Source organism: Streptomyces sp. ISL-1, from assembly GCF_018614585.1.
Lineage (GTDB): Bacteria > Actinomycetota > Actinomycetes > Streptomycetales > Streptomycetaceae > Streptomyces > Streptomyces maoxianensis.
This window is the reverse complement of the sequence record NZ_JAGGOI010000050.1, coordinates 1-16,130: the sequence shown is the minus strand read 5'-3', so window position 1 is coordinate 16,130 and position 16,130 is coordinate 1. Positions and strand designations below refer to the sequence as shown.

General features: G+C 66.6%; 16 protein-coding genes and 1 pseudogene. 7 read left to right on the top strand and 10 right to left on the bottom strand.

The window, feature by feature from the left end:
* Positions 1–21: 21 nt before the first annotated feature.
* Positions 22–753, bottom strand: coding sequence for a flavodoxin family protein (locus J7E87_RS30290; RefSeq protein ID WP_215097802.1), 732 nt, complete (start codon positions 751–753; stop codon positions 22–24).
* Between the two features lie 274 nt (positions 754–1,027).
* On the opposite strand from J7E87_RS30290, the pseudogene J7E87_RS35630 reads away from it, so the two are divergent.
* Positions 1,028–1,135, top strand: a pseudogene (locus J7E87_RS35630) (IS5/IS1182 family transposase); the annotation flags it as partial.
* Between the two features lie 10 nt (positions 1,136–1,145).
* On the opposite strand, the gene J7E87_RS30285 reads toward J7E87_RS35630, so the two are convergent.
* Genes J7E87_RS30285 through J7E87_RS30270 form a run of 4 tightly spaced genes read right to left on the bottom strand, consistent with a single transcriptional unit; the run spans position 1,146 to position 3,499 of the window.
* Positions 1,146–1,856, bottom strand: coding sequence for an RraA family protein (locus tag J7E87_RS30285; RefSeq protein WP_308313129.1), 711 nt, complete (start codon positions 1,854–1,856; stop codon positions 1,146–1,148).
* Positions 1,853–2,143, bottom strand: a complete 291-nt coding sequence (locus J7E87_RS30280; RefSeq protein WP_215097801.1) for a DUF6510 family protein — start codon at positions 2,141–2,143, stop codon at positions 1,853–1,855. Before J7E87_RS30280 ends, J7E87_RS30285 begins: the two co-directional genes overlap by 4 nt.
* On the bottom strand, positions 2,140–2,862 hold the full coding sequence (locus J7E87_RS36300; RefSeq protein WP_215097800.1) for an FAD-binding oxidoreductase: 723 nt from the start codon (positions 2,860–2,862) through the stop codon (positions 2,140–2,142). Before J7E87_RS36300 ends, J7E87_RS30280 begins: the two co-directional genes overlap by 4 nt.
* Before the next feature lie 22 nt (positions 2,863–2,884).
* Positions 2,885–3,499: a molybdopterin-dependent oxidoreductase gene (locus tag J7E87_RS30270; RefSeq protein WP_251018222.1), complete on the bottom strand. Its 615-nt coding sequence runs from the start codon at positions 3,497–3,499 to the stop codon at positions 2,885–2,887.
* A 39-nt stretch (positions 3,500–3,538) separates the two neighbouring features.
* Between J7E87_RS30270 and J7E87_RS30265 the strand changes: the two genes are divergently transcribed.
* Positions 3,539–3,688: a hypothetical protein gene (locus tag J7E87_RS30265; RefSeq protein WP_215097799.1), complete on the top strand. Its 150-nt coding sequence runs from the start codon at positions 3,539–3,541 to the stop codon at positions 3,686–3,688.
* 84 nt (positions 3,689–3,772) lie between these two features.
* Here J7E87_RS30265 and J7E87_RS30260 read toward each other — a convergent pair whose 3' ends face one another.
* Complete coding sequence (locus J7E87_RS30260; RefSeq protein ID WP_215097798.1) at positions 3,773–4,693, bottom strand: NADP-dependent oxidoreductase; 921 nt, start codon at positions 4,691–4,693, stop codon at positions 3,773–3,775.
* A 1,215-nt stretch (positions 4,694–5,908) separates the two neighbouring features.
* Between J7E87_RS30260 and J7E87_RS30255 the strand changes: the two genes are divergently transcribed.
* Entirely contained in the window at positions 5,909–7,108 is a 1,200-nt protein-coding gene (locus J7E87_RS30255; protein ID WP_215097797.1) for a cation:proton antiporter, read from the top strand.
* A gap of 33 nt (positions 7,109–7,141) precedes the next feature.
* Here J7E87_RS30255 and J7E87_RS30250 read toward each other — a convergent pair whose 3' ends face one another.
* Positions 7,142–7,381 (bottom strand): hypothetical protein, encoded by a 240-nt coding sequence (locus J7E87_RS30250; RefSeq protein ID WP_251018221.1) that lies wholly within the window; start codon positions 7,379–7,381, stop codon positions 7,142–7,144.
* A gap of 436 nt (positions 7,382–7,817) precedes the next feature.
* Here J7E87_RS30250 and J7E87_RS30245 point away from each other — a divergent pair, with 436 nt between their 5' ends.
* Positions 7,818–8,324, top strand: a complete 507-nt coding sequence (locus J7E87_RS30245; RefSeq protein ID WP_215097796.1) for a dirigent protein — start codon at positions 7,818–7,820, stop codon at positions 8,322–8,324.
* Between the two features lie 368 nt (positions 8,325–8,692).
* On the opposite strand, the gene msrA is transcribed toward J7E87_RS30245, so the two are convergent.
* Positions 8,693–9,205 (bottom strand): peptide-methionine (S)-S-oxide reductase MsrA, encoded by a 513-nt coding sequence (msrA, locus tag J7E87_RS30240; RefSeq protein ID WP_215097795.1) that lies wholly within the window; start codon positions 9,203–9,205, stop codon positions 8,693–8,695.
* Positions 9,206–9,729: 524 nt separating this feature from the next.
* Between msrA and J7E87_RS30235 the strand changes: the two genes are divergently transcribed.
* Positions 9,730–10,305 (top strand): ABATE domain-containing protein, encoded by a 576-nt coding sequence (locus J7E87_RS30235; protein ID WP_215097794.1) that lies wholly within the window; start codon positions 9,730–9,732, stop codon positions 10,303–10,305.
* Positions 10,306–10,747: 442 nt separating this feature from the next.
* The gene (locus J7E87_RS30230) at positions 10,748–10,924 is read left to right on the top strand and encodes a hypothetical protein (RefSeq protein ID WP_215097793.1); all 177 of its coding nucleotides are present in this window, start codon (positions 10,748–10,750) and stop codon (positions 10,922–10,924) included.
* A 501-nt stretch (positions 10,925–11,425) separates the two neighbouring features.
* On the opposite strand, the gene J7E87_RS30225 is transcribed toward J7E87_RS30230, so the two are convergent.
* Both J7E87_RS30225 and J7E87_RS30220 read right to left on the bottom strand, forming a co-directional pair.
* Complete coding sequence (locus J7E87_RS30225; RefSeq protein WP_215097792.1) at positions 11,426–12,331, bottom strand: NmrA family NAD(P)-binding protein; 906 nt, start codon at positions 12,329–12,331, stop codon at positions 11,426–11,428.
* Between the two features lie 872 nt (positions 12,332–13,203).
* Positions 13,204–13,677: a glyoxalase gene (locus J7E87_RS30220; RefSeq protein WP_215097791.1), complete on the bottom strand. Its 474-nt coding sequence runs from the start codon at positions 13,675–13,677 to the stop codon at positions 13,204–13,206.
* An 807-nt stretch (positions 13,678–14,484) separates the two neighbouring features.
* Here J7E87_RS30220 and J7E87_RS30215 point away from each other — a divergent pair.
* Positions 14,485–15,945 (top strand): NAD(P)/FAD-dependent oxidoreductase, encoded by a 1,461-nt coding sequence (locus tag J7E87_RS30215; protein WP_215097790.1) that lies wholly within the window; start codon positions 14,485–14,487, stop codon positions 15,943–15,945.
* Positions 15,946–16,130: the final 185 nt, after the last annotated feature.

Genomic DNA, 16,130 nt, shown 5'->3' with positions numbered 1-16,130 from the left:
CCGGCATCGCCCCCTGCTCGCCTACCGGTGTTCGGGATTGGGGTAGTCGAAGCGGCAGCCCGCGTCCCACTCGGAGCGTTGATTACCGTGGGCGGGGATGCCGCCCGCCTGTTTGAGCATGGCGGCGAGGTGCAGCAGGTTCCAAGTCATGAAGGTGGTATTGCGGTTGGTGTAGTCGTTCTCCGGCCCGCCCGATCCGGGGTCGAGGTACGAGGGCCCGGGCCCAGCCTCCCCGATCCACCCCGCGTCGGCCTGGGGCGGGATCGTGTATCCGAGGTGCTGGAGGCTGTAGAGGACGTTCATGGCGCAGTGCTTCACGCCGTCCTCGTTGCCGCTGATCAAGCAGCCGCCGACGCGCCCGTAATACGCGTACTGGCCGCGATCGTTGAGCAGCGACGAGCACGCGTAGAGCCGCTCGATGACCCGCTTCATGACGGAGCTGTTGTCCCCCAGCCAGATCGGCCCGGCCAGCACCAGGACGTCGGCCGCCATCACCCGCTCGAACAGCGCCGACCACTCGTCGCTCGCCCACCCGTGCTCGGTCATGTCCGGCCATACGCCGGTCGCGATGTCGTGATCGACAGCCCGCACGACGTCGACTTGGACCCCCTGCGCCTCCATCACCGCCCGGCTCTTGTCGATGAGTCCTTGGGTGTTGCTCACCTCGGGCGACCGCTTGAGGGTGCAGTTGACGACGAGGGCGCGCAGGCTGTCGTAGCGGGGTGACTCGGCAGACTGCGGCTGGGCGGTCACGGAACCCTCCTGGATTCTGCCACCGTGCCGTTCACGGCGGTGCAACGCCGTCCATCGTGCTGGCCAGGCAACTGCAATGGCGGCTGCGGCACGGGTAGCCGCCGGCGACCACCCCACCAGCGCAACGGCCCGGCAAAACCACGCCCTGTGGCCACGCCCAACGCCGACGACCGCTTCCGCTTTCAGGCACACGGGCGATGCTTTGTACCGGCCGGCATGCCTTCACCCGCGTGCGGGCCGGTGCCTGGTCCGAGCCGCGGCCCGTGCCTACGTGGCGAACGCCGGCCTCACCGGCCGGATGGACTGGAGCATGGTCGGCGTCGACTCGACCTCCTGCCGGGCTCATCAGCACGCCGCCGGGGCCCGCAAGCAAGCACCGCGTTCCTCGGGCGTCATCGTTCCTGCTGCCCATCGGTGCCGGCTTCGCCGGTCACGCGCCCCTGAGCGATCCGGGCGCGGAATTCGGCCTCCTCCTTGCCCACCGTCACGGCTCCGGCGAGCACGGCATCGATGTCGGGTTCGGGGATCACCACCGCGCCGGAGTCGTCGGCGAAGACGTACTGCCCCGGATGCACGCCCACGCCGGCGACCACGACCGGCACGTTCGCCTGGTACGGCGTGATCACGTCGCCACCCCATCGCACACCCTCCCCGGAGCAGTAGGCGGCGAACGGGTAGGCGCGCAGCTCGGCGAAGTCCCGCAGCCGTGCGTCGGTGAGCACACCGGCCAGGTGGTAGTGCGCCAACAGGGCAAGCTTGGTGCCGCCGCCGACGGAGACGTCGCGATGGCCGTTACTCGCCAGCACCAGCACCTTGCCCCCGGCATCGTTGGCGCCGATGCCCACCGCCTGCTTGAACAGTGCGCCGAAGCTGTGGGTCTCGGGGTCAATCGTCGCAGAGCAGGAGGGGAAGTAGGAGATCGTGACTGCCTGCCCGAACAGGACACGGCCTGGCGTCGGTGTGACGAGGTCGTGGATGTGCGCGTGGTGTCGATGCATCCGGCCGAGGGCGTCGACGATGTCCGCGCACGCCAGCGACCGGGCCGCCTGAGCACGCCGCTCTGCCACCGCCTCGCGGTCGTCACTCGGCGGGGCGGGGGTCACGGCAACTCCATGAGACGGATCGACATCAGCGTGAGCTGAAGCCGGTGTGGCCGGTCGACGAGCAGCACCTCGCACGCCGAGCACGCTGGGCAGCGCACCACCATGCCCGGGCAGCGCAGGTAGACCCGGGTCTCGGCGACGCGGTGCCGATCGCCGCACTCGGCGCACTGCAGGACGATCATGGTTGCCTCCCGGCCCAGGACCAGCGACATCGCGCCGGCGATGGCGTTGCCGTCCACATGGACGTCCTCCGGGTGCACCGAGAGGAGGTCTTCCTCTGCGTTCACTTCGGGCCTCCTACTCCGAACCTCTCTGTCCTCAACAAGTCAGCGTCCAGGCCGGCGTCGGTCAGTTCGCGGGCAGCGTCCTCCACGAATGCGGTTGGGCCGCACACGTAAACCAGCAGCCGTGGCTCACGAACGCCACCAGAACTGAGCAGTGCGCTCAGCTGGTCGGCTCTCAGTCGGCCGTACTCGAATCCCGCAGCCCGCTCCCGGGTCAGGTGAACGGTGGTCTCCGGCCCGTCGGGACTGCGCAGTTCGTCGGCGAAGATGACCCGGTCGGCGGTGCGCGCGGAATACACCAGTCGCACCGGGGTGCCGTGAGGGCGGGCGGCCCGCCAGATGGCGCGCATCGGCGCGATGCCGGAGCCGCCTGCGACCAGGAGCAGCGGTGCGTCGTCGCCGGGCTGCCACACGAAGTAGCCCCCCACCGGTCCCCTGACCTCCAGGGCATCACCGTCGGTGGCGATGTCGACCAGGTAAGGAGACACCTCGCCGTCGTCCAGGCGTTCCACGGTGATCTGCGGCGCCTCCCCAGGCGCGGAGGACAGCGAGAAGCTGCGGGTGGCCTGATACCCGTCGTCGGCGGTGAGCCGGACGTCGATGTGCTGGCCGGCCACATGCCCCGCCCAGTCGGCGACGGCGAGCCGGATGCTGTTCGCCGAGGCGGTCTCACGCGCCGTACCGACGATGGTGGCGGGTCGCCAGCCGTGAACGGGTCGCACGCGCGTCGGCGTGGCTGAACGGTCAGTCACCGTAGTAGCGCTGCTCGAGGAACGGGTCACCGCGGTGGTGGTAGCCCGCGTTCTCCCAGAATCCCAGCTCGTCCTCGGGCATCACCCGGATCCCGCGCAGCCACTTGGCGGACTTCCACAGATACAGGTGCGGCACCAGCAGCCGAACCGGCCCGCCGTGCTCGGCGGGAATGGGACCGCCCTCGTAGCCCACCGCGACGATCGCGTCGTGGTCCACCAGGTCCTCCACCAAGACATTCGTGGTGTAGCCACCGTAGGAGGTCGCCAGCGCGTAGGGCTCATCGGCCATCCCCGCGTCCTCCAACACGGCCGCCACCGGAACGCCCTGCCAGGTCGTCCCCAGCTTGGACCAGTGCGTGACGCAGTGGATGTCTGTGGTCAGGTCCACCACGCCCAGATCGTGGAGCGATGCCCACGCGTAGGTCCTCTCCGTGGTCCCGTCGGTGACCACCAGCTCCCACGCCCGGGTCGGTAGCTGCTGGGTACCCCCCGCCGTCAGCACCGGGAAGTCGCTGGTGACGTACTGCCCCGGCGGCACGGCGCCTTCCGTGCGTTGAGGACGTCCCGTGAATCCACGCGTGACCATGGGGCGTTCACCACCCTTCATGTCGGCAGGATTGCCAAACGTGACTATTCCGCTTTCGTCATGGTCAGCGGTCTGAAAGCCGCCTTGGCGTTCTCGTCGCTGACGGCGGCGAAGATGGGCCGCGGTCAGGGACTGGCGGCCGCCGAGGGCGACCTTCTCGCTCTTTTGCTCCCTTCCCGGACGCTCGAACGCGTTCCGGAGTACTGGTGAAGTCGATTCTCGGAACCTTCGGATTGAGCCTTCCTTGAAGCGGGACACGGGGAAATCCGTATTCCGACACGATTGCGCTCCCCCTCAGTCTTCTGTGACCCGGATGATCGTCTTTCCGTGGGTGCGCCGATCGGGGGCGAACGCTGAGGGCGCTTCGGGGAGCGTCCGCACCGCCCCGACGATCGGATTGAGCCGTCCGTCCCTGAGTCGCTGGGCGAGGTCCGCGAGTCGGGCGCGATCGGACTCGACGATGAAAAATATGGCCCGCCCGTCCTTGGGCCGGACCTCGGGCGGCATGGCGATGGTCACGAGGGTGCCGCCGGCGCGCACCAGCGCGGCCGAGCGGTCGAGGATCTCACCGCCGATCACGTCAAACACCAGGTCGACCTCGCCGGCCGCTTCCAGTTGATCGGTCTGCAGGTCCAAGAAGGTATCCGCGCCGAGACTGAGTGCCGTCTCCCCGTCGGCGGCCCGGCCGGTGCCGATCACTCGGGCTCCCGCCTCGCGCGCGAGCTGGACCGCGATCGACCCAACACCGCCCGCGGCACCGTGGATCAGGACGGTCTGGCCCGTCGCGAGTCGGCCGTGGTCGAACAGAGCTTGCCATGCGGTCAGCCCGGAGATCGGCAGTGCGGCGGCCACGGTGTGGTCGACGTCCGCCGGAAGCGGAGAGAGGCTGCGGGCCTCCACCGCGGTGAACTCGGCCAGTGAGCCGTTGCGGGTCCAGTCGGTCAGCCCGAACACCCGCTGGCCGACGGTCAGGCCGGTGGTTCCGTACCCCAACTCGACCACGACACCCGACAGCTCATGCCCGAGCACGCTCGGCGTCCGGTCGCGACCGGACCGGTCGGACCACGTTCCCGGCCAGTCCAGCTCTCCGGGGGTGAACCCCGCAGCGTGCACCCGCACGATGACATCGTTCTCGCTGGCGTGTGGGTACGGCATGTCGGTCAGGGCGAGTCCAGCGACTCCGGCGGAACGGTCGCTAACGGCGATGGCTTGCATGGCAGTTCCTCATAGAGAATGGGAATTCTCGACATCGAGCGCAAGGTGCTCCTTGGACGCGTGTCTCGGTCACGCAGAGGGCCGGCGACTCACCACGACCAATCTCAGCGGCTGGTGCACCGCGGAGCCACGACGGACGTGGATGTACCAGGCGGCTAATTGGGCACTGCGCCGACCCCGACCGTATGCACAGACGGTCCATCCGTGTGGGCACCGCCCCCGCGGCATTGAACCGGTCAGCCGACACGGCCGACACCACTGGGTGGTCGAGCGCACAATGCCTGGATGGGCGGCTGCCGCCTACATCGGCGCTAGTGCAAGGCTGAGCACTTGCTGGCCTTCGTCGGTATCGCCAGAGCTGTACCCCCGGCCATTAGGTTGGCGACGTTCACCCAGCGAGCTGTGCAATCTGCTGGCCATTCGGGCCCTGGTTCGACACCTCCACACTTAGGGACCACTCCTCGTCGACAGTGGACACGCAACCCGCTTTCATTGTCGGCGTGCGCGCTCCAGTGCTCAAGTTGGAGCTGGCCCTTTGCCGGGACACAGAGCAATCGTGCGACGGTGAAACAGCTCGCTTGGGCGCCCGTCCGTACCGGCATAACCTCGTAAGTGTCATTTCGAGTGCTGGTCGGCCGACCGCCTCCACCCCCTCGTCTGTCCGCCGACGCGGATGGCCCGCAGCGTCGCCCCGGGGAGCATCCCGCCCCTCCTGCCTGAGTGCTGGGCGGCTCCGCCCGATTGCAGCGGCGCGACGCCGCGATCCGCCTGGTCCAGGTGGCTCGCAGCGGATCCCGCGCCTCCGCCGCTCGCTACCTCGGGATCACCCCCGGCGCCCTGCAGTCAGCCACCGTCCGCAACCGCACCCGGCAGAAGCAGCCCGGCGACGCTGGGGCCTACCGAACCCGCCAACGAGTGCGGCGATCGGCACCGCGTCGCCGAGAACCGGGTTACCTGCGCTGCCCGGGCATCCGTATCACGGAGCTGCCGTGACCCCCGCCCAGTGACGACCGCGAGGCCGTGGCCGAGGGCGTTGTTCTGAGGCCGCTGTCCTGCGACGCTCGGGCACGCAGCCGGGCCGCGCGGGCAGGACATCCGTCGACAGAGCCGGGGCGGCTGAGACGCGCCGGGTAGACCTTCGACAGGCCATAACGCCATCGGATGGGCCAATGTTGGTCAGAGCGTGCGCCCCGCCGACCGGCCACCGGAGTCACGATGTCGTACGACAACCTGGTCATCGTTCTCGTGGTAGCCGCTGGCGTCCCGTTCCTCCTCGCCGCGGTGCCGCGCGTCCCTCTCCCGGGCCCGGTCCTCGAGATCGTGGCCGGCGTCGTTCTTGGCCCTGCGGTGCTGAATGTGGTGCAGGCGGACGCCACCGTTCAGGCGTTGTCGATCATTGGACTGAGCTTCCTGCTGTTCCTTGCCGGGCTCGAGATCGACTTTCAGCAACTACGCGGGCCGCGGGCGAAGCTCGTCGGTATTGGTCTGGCCGGCACACTCGCGCTGGCCGCGACTGTCGGCTGGGTGCTGTACGTCGCCGGGTTGGTCGAGAGCCCAGTACTGATCGGCACCGCGCTGGTGGCCACGTCTCTGGGGCTTCTGGTCCCGATCCTGAAGGACGCCGACGCGGTCGACCGACCAGTTGGCCAACTGACCATCGGTGGAGGCTCGGCCGGTGAGCTCACCGCTGTGGTGTTGCTGTCGCTGTTCTTCTCCGAGCATGCATCGGGCCCGGCTTCCAGGCTGCTTCTCCTGCTCAGCCTTGCTTGCCTGGTGGCGCTCATCGTGGTGGCCTCAATACGTGCAGGACGCTCCATGTGGCTGTCCCGGGCGGTAGTGAACCTGGCGGACACGAGCGCTCAAGTCCGGGTCCGCTTGACAATGGTTCTGATTGTTGGTCTGTCCGCGGTCGCCCTGCATCTCGGATTCGAGGCCATTTTGGGTGCCTTCGTTGCAGGGGCCGTGCTACGGCTGGTCGACCCCGACGCCGAACGGACGCACCCGCAGTTCCACGTCAAATTGGAAGGCCTCGGCTATGGATTTCTTGTCCCGGTCTTCTTCGTGACGAGCGGTATCCAGTTCGATCTTGGAGCCCTGTTCGCGGACGCCGGAACAGCGCTGCGGATACCGATGTTCCTTGCCGCACTCCTCCTTGTTCGTGGAGTGCCCGCATTGGCCTACCGCAGCGCCGGCCTCTCGCGCGCCGAGGTCATGGCCAGCGGACTCTTGCAAGCCACCTCCCTCCCGGTCATCGTGGCCGTGACAACGATCGGCGTGAAGTTGGACGCGATCGGACCGGTTAACGCCGCCGCGCTGGTGGCGGCAGGCCTGCTGTCAGTGGTCGTGTTTCCTCTGACGGCCTTGCCATTGCTGAACCGTTCGCGGGGATCCGCAAGGTCGGGGCCCGAGAAGTAGACGGATTGATCCCGAGAACGGCTGCGCCGGCTGTCACTTGGCGGGGACGTCGCCCTGGCCCCCGCGGGGCTCAGCGTGCGCCGGCGGAGTTGCCGTGACCAGCAGGTCGACGGCGTCGGCGGGCAGGATCGGACCGTCGGGCAGGTCGACACCGAGCGCGGGCACGATCTCGTCGACCAAGACGCGGGCGGGAGCCCGGTGATCGCACAGGCTCGCCAGCCAGTGGACGGCATGGCCGTATGCCTGTCGGAGCGCCGTCTCGCGCGCATCCATACCTGGGACTACGAGAGGCCCCAGGCCTTTATCACCGGAACGTGTGGGTACGTGAACCCCTGCAGGGCGGAGTCGCCACGACCGCGGTCCCACGCAACACCCGCAGGTCGCAGAGGCTGGCCTGCTCGGGACCGATCGCGTTGACCGGGCGCGTCCTTGGCTGGTCGGGGTGCTCGAAAGGGCCGCGACTACCCGGTGGCCCGCGGTCACCACCGCCCGGGGCGTGCGCCTGCCGTCCCAAATTTCAGGCAGGCGTCCACGGAATGGGGCACCTCCCATACACCCGTCACCTGCTTGAATGGTGACGAAGGGGTGTGCAGGGGTTGTTCACCAGTCGGTCGCAGCGGAGTCCGTCCTTGCAGCCGGATCGAGGTTCTACACCTCTCCGGCACCGCCGAATCGACATCCCACGGAACGGAGCGGCAAGTTGCGAAGCATGTTGAAGATCAATACGGCGCGTTACCTGAGTGCAGCCGTCGGCATGGCAGCTGCCCTCGCCGGTGCCGTCGCGCTTGCCCCGCTGGCATCGGCGGACACGTCGGCTTCCAGCAGCGCGCCCGACACCCGGCAGCGCACGGGAGTCATCCAGTTGGTGGGCAAGCAGACCCAGATTGAAGACCTCGACCTGGGCAAGCAGGGAATCAGCCTGGGTGATCAGCGCATCATCGCCGAAGACCTTTACCGCGACGGCAAGAAGGTTGGCGATCACAGCGTGATCTGCACCTATATTCACGTCAACCCGGGCAAGCTCCAGTGTGTGGGCACCTTCGCTCTGCCTGGGGGTCAGTTCAGCTCGCAGGCGCTGCTCCACCTGCCCGCCCCGTCCTTCGTCGATGTCGCCATCACAGGCGGAACGGGCGACTACCGCAACGCCCAGGGCTACGTCCGCACCGTTCCCGCCGGTGAAACGGAGAGGCACTTCACCGTCCACATGAAGCGTTGACGGTCGACTGGCGAAATGCTGTCGCTCCGTCGCTCGCTGCCCTCAGGGTTGTCGTCGGAATCTGATCCAGGGGCAGATGTGAGGCGTCGTCCGGTGCGTTTGACCGGCCGATGAGTACGGAGGAGAGTCAACGGCTGCCGCCGGATCGGCCGGACCTCGAAGGACCCGATCCGGCTGTGGCGGGCCGGCTTGGTCTGCCTGCACAGGGCAACCCGAACCCAGCCCGAAGGCGGACAGGAAAGGCTCCGTGAGCGAGGCTGGGGGATACGACTGCGTCGTGGGTCCAGGCCCGGCCAGCAGTTTGCTCGCTCGCGTTTGTCCGGAGACAGCCATATACGGCCGCGTCCGGCGCGTTGCGCAGGCTGTGGTCACAAATCTGCGCGCTTTGGCAGCCGCCAGTTCGGGCGCAGGAAGTGACAGGTGTAGCCGTCCGGGTAGCGTCGCAGGTAATCCTGGTGTTCCGTCTCGGCTTCCCAGAACACGTCGGCCGGCACGACTTCGGTCACTACCCTCCCCGGCCATATGCCCGATGCCTCCACATCGGCGATGGTGTCCTCAGCGACGCGACGCTGCTCATCGTCGAGATAGAAGATGGCGGAGCGGTAGCTGAGGCCGACGTCGTTCCCTTGCTGGTTCTTCGTGGTCGGGTCATGGATCTGGAAGAAGTATTCCAGGATGGTGCGGTAGTCCGTTATGGCGGGATCGAAGGTGATCTCGATCGACTCGGCGTGGCTTCCATGGTTGCGATATGTCGGCCGGGGCACGTCGCCGCCGCTGTATCCCACCCGAGTGGCCAGGACACCCGGGAGCGTCCGAAGCAGCTCCTGCATGCCCCAGAAACAGCCGCCTGCCAGCCACGCCTTCTGCTGAGATTCACTCATGACTTGCCATCCTTCTTTCGCGTCTCGAACGAACTCGTACAGGACCGTTGTCCTCTCCGGGGTCACCGGACCGGCCACGGCCACATGTCACATCTGTATGCAGGAGAGGCCCAAGTCCTGCAGTGGGCGGAGGTCGTCACGGGCCTGAAGGTCAAGCCAGGCACCTGGCCGACTTGGAGTGCTGCGCTACTGATGGAACGTCGTCGGCGAACACCGTGACACAAAGGCTAGTTCGCAGGCCGCCCGCACGGCGAAGTCACCACCGTCTCCGCTCATGACCACCCTGACTACGCTGGGCGACCGGGCGCTTTACCGAACCTGTCCGAGACCGACCGGGCGTCGGACGGACGGTGTGGATCGGTCTGTTCCAGTGTGCCCATTGCAGGTGAGGCCTGGATGTCCTGATCGTCGGACTCGCCCGACGTGGCCGTTTCCCGCACGAGGAGTTCTCACGCGCGGCGTGACGCGTACGTGTCGGCAAGCAGAACATTGCATGCGGAATCGTCACCTGTCAGAGTGGTGACATGGAACATGGCTTTCCCGCCGGAAGCCCGGCGCTCGACTTCGCGGGCACGCTGCGTGTACGGCGCGGCCCCTCCCCCCGGGAGATGCTCCATTCGCCGGAGAGCCTCACCTCGTGGTTCCGCGAGTGTGGAATTACGGAGAGTGATATCGCCTGTGAGTCGTTCGATGTCCGCGAGGCGGTGGCTCTGAGAGAGGCGATCTATCAGCTGGTCTTCGCGAAGATTGCCGGCGAGAGCTACGACCGGGAAGCGCTGAGCCTGGTGAATGACGCGGCACGCCGGCCGGCTCCCGTTCCGCAGCTCACTGCGGATGGACGCCGCATTGAAGCCACTGTTCAGCAGGCGTTTTCCTATGTCGCCCGGGACGCCATCGCAGTCCTCAGCGGGCCAAAGGTGCCGCTACTCAAGGAATGCGCGAATCCCGACTGCACCCAGATCTACATCGATCATTCCCGGGGGGCGCGCCGGGAGTGGTGCAAGATGGATCCGTGCGGCAACAGGATCAAGGCTGCGGCCTACCGGGCACGCAAGCGCGCGAGTGAACAGACAGCGATCTCCGCGAGCTCACGGTCGTAAGGCCGTACGACCACACCCTGTGGCCCCTATCCGCTGAGCGACGGTGAGGCGCGGTAAGCGCTCGGCTTGGCGACCACGCTACGTCGAAGCACCGGAGGGGCGTGAAGCTCAGCCGGTCACTGATCCCCAGGCTCTGCGCGAACTTTCCGTGGCCTTCTGTCGGCCTGGGGCCCAACCACCCATTCAGCAAATCACCCTCTTGACAGGTGACGCGGAACTAGCAAGCATCATCCTCCGTTGAGCCGGTGACGTCTGCGTGTCCCGTCCCGCCGAAGGAGGACAGGCCCTGCCGCGCGTCCGGACAGAGCGTCCGGGCAGTTCCGCTGCGGTGCCACTCTCGGGTCCGTGAAGTCACCAGGAAGCATCTCGCTCCCGATCCTGTTCAAGGGACGGGGCGGCTGCCATCAAGTGCAGTGCATCACCGCACTGAGGAGGCGTTGAAATGGAACAGGAACGCAAGGCCACGGACGCAGCCCAAATAGTGCGTCAACTGCGGTTCTCGCAGCTGCCGGAGCGCATCCGGCTGGAAGACACGATTGAAGAGCAGCCGGCCGTGGCGCAGGATCCGGCGAGAGACGCATACAACCCGGATGAGTGGCTCGTGCGTAATTGCCTGTGAGCCGACGCCAGCGCCTAATCGGCGGGCCCTCCGCGTCCTGGTCATCGTGAGCCGCGACCGCCCGGCGAAACCCCAGGCTCGGGAAGCGATGCGGTGCGTGGACCGAGCCCGAGGCTGGGATCTATCTCGGCGCAGCATCCAGTGCTGACCCCAAGTCGTCGAACGATCGACATTTCTCCTAGGGAGACCGCTGTGCAGACCCCGAAAGTCTTGATCAAGCTGTCGTCCATAACGGCTGCAGGGGTGATCGCCTTGGGCTGCTTCTTCCAGGTCTTCTAGTGCTGTGACCGCATAGGTTCGCCGGGTGGTGATCGCGTCGATGGCGGGGACCGGGATCACCGTGCACGCTCCCGCAGTTGCCGCGTATCCACGGCGGCGGGGAACGCGCAGACGTGTCGGCCCGGATCCGGGACTTCTCGTGCATTCACAGGTCCAGGCCTTCTCCGACGGGGGCGCAGGCCGACCACGTCAGTGGTGTGCGTCCGGGTGGGCCGGAGCGGCTCAACCCAGGTAGAAGTCCCTGCGAGCGGCCACGAATGCCTCGACCGATTGGGCAGGTACGCCCGTCACGCGTTCGACGTCGTCGGACGCGCGGTCGTAGCAGTTCTCGCGGTGGAGTCGGGCCATGGTGACGATGTGCTGTTCGGTGTGCGGCGGCAGCCCTACCTTGGCGAGCACCTCGGCCCGCCACTGGTCGAGCGGCACGTCCACGTAGGACACCGGACGCCCCAACGCCCGTGAGAACTCCTCGGCCATCTCGGTCATGTCGACCGTGCGCGGCCCGGTCAGCTCGTAGACGTTCCCGACGTGCGGACCGGGGTCGCGGAGGACGGTGGCGACCACTCGGGCGATGTCCTCCACGGCGATCGGCGAGGTGCGCCCGGTACCGAACGGCAGCGCGATCGTGCCGTTCTTCCGAATCGACTGCGCAGGCAGCACGGTGAAGAGCGGATTGTCCAGGAAAGACGTCGGCCGGATGTGTACCACCGGCAGGCCCGACCAGTTGAGTACCTGCTCCGCCAGCCAGTGCAGTCGCTGCTGGTGCGACTCTCCGGTACTGGTGGCGGTCATCTGGGACACGGTCATCTGGGACATGCCCACGAGACCGTCAAGCTCCCCGTGCTCGCGCGCCACGCTGGCCACCACGGCTGCTGCCAGAAGATGGTCCGGCGACACGGGCATCGCGAAGTACATACGCCGGACGCCCTCCAGCGCGGCCGCGACGCTCTCGGGTCGCGTCAGATCGCCGATGACCACCTCCGCGCCGAGCGCACGCAGCTCGGCCGCACGATCATCGTCACGGCGGACCATCGCGCGTACTGGTACGTCCTGCGCGCGCAGTTGGCCGAGGGCCGTGCGGCCCACGCCACCGGCGTTCGCGATGAGAACTAGGTTGCTGGCAACCATCGGCTGATCTCCTTGCGACGAGCTGATCGGGGGTGTGATGACACATGGGTGTGGTGTGAAAGGTTTCCGGGACGCGCGGCCGAGTGGCGGCCGGCCGCTCCGGGCCGGTGGCGAGAGTCAACCCGTATGCGCAGGGTGTGACCAGTCTGCGTAGCGACGACGTGAATCCGGAAGGTGAAGCTGCGTCGCGCTGGTTCACGACCTGTCTTTATCGGGATCCGTGCGCCGGCCGGCTGCGACGAGTCGGTGGCCGGCCTCATCCAGGGCCTCATCCAGGGCCGTGGAATCCTCCAGGTCCTCAAGGGGCGTCCAGCTCCCCGGACTTCTGGTGAAGCCAAGGTTCTGCGGTGGGCCCAGCGCGGCTGGGGGTTCCGGGCTGCTTCGAGTTCCACGCGGAGTGGAAGGCCGGCATGGCACAAGGGAATACATCTCCGGTGTCACCGGTTTGACAGGTGAGGCTCTGAAGCGTCGTTGACCCCCGGCGAAGGGCACGATCATGGCTAAGACCGACAGGGTTCTTGTGACTGCGACTGGGGAGGGGCGCACGGGGGGCCGGACGAGGGACGAAGGCGCAGCAGCGGTGTGGACCGGCGGATGGCGAGCGAGCTGGGTCAAGGTGCCCACCAAATGGGCCCCCACCCAAAGGACCTCCGGGGCGACGTCCCCGCCCATGGCCAGCGCATCGGACGCTGCCGAGCTAGCGCGGAAGACTCGATTTGCCGCCCTGCCCAAGCGAGTCCGCCTGCAGGACACGATTGAGGGCGAAGCGGCCACCGCGCTCGACCCCGTGAGGAACGCTTTCAACGAAGACCTGTGGCTCGTTCGTATGGGGGGCCTGTGATCCAGAGTGCCAAACTGCCGCACCCAAGGTGTCAACGGCCGGGGGCCCGCTGCTTGACCTCCTGGAGCACCCAGCCGTTGCCGTCCGGGTCGCTGAAAGTGGCGTAGGAGCCGTAGTCCGCACGGTCAGGGTGCGGGCCGGCCTCCCGCCCCTGGCCCCCGATCCGGTGGACAATATCTCCGCCCTCGTGGCCGTGGTAAAAAATCCCTCCGGCATCGTGGAACACCTCGCTCACCTCGATGCCGCGGCCGACGAGCTCCGCGCGGGCCTTCTCGATGTCGAGGACGACGAGGTACAAGCCCTGGAATGAGCCAGGTGCCGCGGAGGTGAGCCCCTTACCAATCATGAACGAACACTCGGAGCCCGGCGGCGTGAACTGCACACACCGGAAGTCGTCGCCGACGACTGCGTCGATATCCATCCGGAACCCCGCCGCGTCATAAAAAGCCTTGGCTCGATCAACATCGGAAACAGGCAGCACCACGACTTCGAACTTCATGTCCATGATGATGTCTTCCTTCCATGCAACTGGAGGCTCGCTGCTGCCGTGGCGCGTGGGGAGTGCAAACGGGAATTCAGCCAGAGGATTCGGCGAGTCGGAGGCCTTCCGCGCACACGCTTTCCATAAACCGACTACGCGGGAGGTTCGACTCGCGTCACCCAATCCAGCAGTGTGTCGGCGCCCGGGCCGCAGTTGGGCGGCCTGGGCCTCGGCACAGGCCCAAGCTGCCTGCTTGGTGTGGCATTCAGGCCGACGGCCGCATTCAGGTGAAGTGGATTGATCTTGCACATGGTCCATGTCCCAGTTACGGAGGACAGCATGTGATCTTCAAACTTCACTGTACCGGTTTGTGTTACCCATCGCGCGGTGTGCCTACCGTCCCACCTTGCGCGTTCCACTGCGCACTGCCGCACCTGGGACTGATCTACGAACCGGCCGACCTTCTCGACCAGTTGCCGCAGCCCGCGCACCTGGCTGCTTCGCAGCCGCGACTGCGCAACCGAAGTTGTCGACGCCGGGCCGGCCGCGCACTACTGCTTCGCCCAGAAGGACTTCGACGGGATCATGGTCCCCACCAGGCGACCCATCTACCCCTGGGGGAAGATGGAGTGGTGCTGCGCGACATCGAACTCGTCCCTTCGATATCGACAACGTATCGGCAACGTCCAGCTTGAGAATGCATGAGCCGTTCTTTTGGGGATAGCCGCAATTACCCGTTTACGGATAGTGCACAGAAGTGGCGGGAGAAGTCACTTCCAATCGTCTCCGTCGTGCAGCCGATGAGAACCAACCAGAACGACGGGAGCAGCCATGAGCGACCCTTCCCGCGTCTACGATGTCGTAGTCATCGGTGCTGGTCCTGCGGGAGAAAACCTGGCTGAGAGAACGAGCGCCGCCGGGCTCACCTCAGTGATCGTGGAAAACGAGTTGCTCGGCGGAGAATGCTCGTTTTGGGCGTGCGAACCCAGCAAGGCGCTACTGCGGCCGGTGGTGGCGCGTGCTGACGCACGTCGGGTCCCCGGTCTGAGGCGATCGGTTGAAGGATCTCTGGACATCCCTGCGGTCTTCGCTCACCGCGACAAAATGGCCGCCTACTGGCAAGACGCCGACCAAGTCGACTGGCTGAATTCTGTTTCGGTGGATCTGGTCCGAGGCCATGGTCGCTTGGACGGCCCGCGCCAGGTAGTGGCCAACACTCAGGACGGTGAGACCGTCCGTCTGACTGCTCGACACGTCGTCGGTGTGTCTACCGGCACCGTCACTGCGATCCCGGATCTGCCAGGACTCGACAAAGTCCGTCCGTGGACAAACCGTGAAGCGACCGCCGCCCGGCGGGTGCCAGGTCGGCTCGCCGTGGTGGGAGGCGGTGTGGTCGCCGTCGAAATGGCTACGGCATGGCAAGCACTCGGTTCCCAAGTGACCATGCTGGTCCGGGGGAGCAGGGGGTTGCTCAATCGGATGGAGCCGTTCGCCGGGGAATTGGTGGCAGATGCCCTTCGCGACGCCGGAGTGGACGTGCGCTTCGCAACTTCAGTGACCGAGGTTGCGCGGGAGGACGGCGTCGACAGTCCGGTGCATATCACCATGGCGAATGGTGACTCCATGGTCGCCGATGAGATTTTGTTCGCAACTGGTCGATCCCCGCACACCGCGGACATCGGCCTGGAAACCGTCGGCCTCATCCCGGGAGACTGGCTGACTGTAGACGACACGTACCGCGTGACAGCTGTCGCTGACGGCTGGCTCTACGCTGTCGGCGATGTCAACCATCGGGCTTTGATGACGCATCAGGGAAAGTACCAAGGGCGGATTGCAGGCGCCGTGATCGGGGCCCGTGCCAACGGCGAGCCGCTGGATGACAGCAGGTGGGGCCCGCACGCCGCGACCGCCGACAGCGACGCTGTACCTCAGGTGGTCTTCACTGACCCGGACGTCGCGAGTGTGGGGCTGACCACCCAGGAAGCGGAGCGCACCGGACGTCGAGTCGACGTGGTGGACTACGACATCGGTCGCCTCGCGGGAGCAGCCCAATATGCCGACGGCTACCGCGGCAAGGCACGCGTGCTGATCGACCTTGACCGCGGCACTGTCGTCGGCGTGACCTTCGTCGGTCCTGGAGTCCAAGAACTGTTGTATTCGGCGACTGTCCTGATCACCAGTGAGGCACCCCTGGAGCGGTTGTGGCACGCCGTACCCGCGTTCCCGACGATCAGTGAAGTCTGGCTCCGCATCCTTGAGACATACCGGGACCGGGCCGGGCAGGTGGAATGACATCGCAGTCGGACTGCGCGTGACTTGAACCGCTCCAGGACTGGTGGAGGCTCGATCCCCTGAGAGGGATCGCGCCATGGCACGTCCCTCTCCTCACCCTTCCGAGCTTCGCGACCGCGCGGTGCGCATGGCCGCGTCGATCCGGCCCAACTACCCAACTCAGTGAGCCTTTTCAGCGTTGCCGC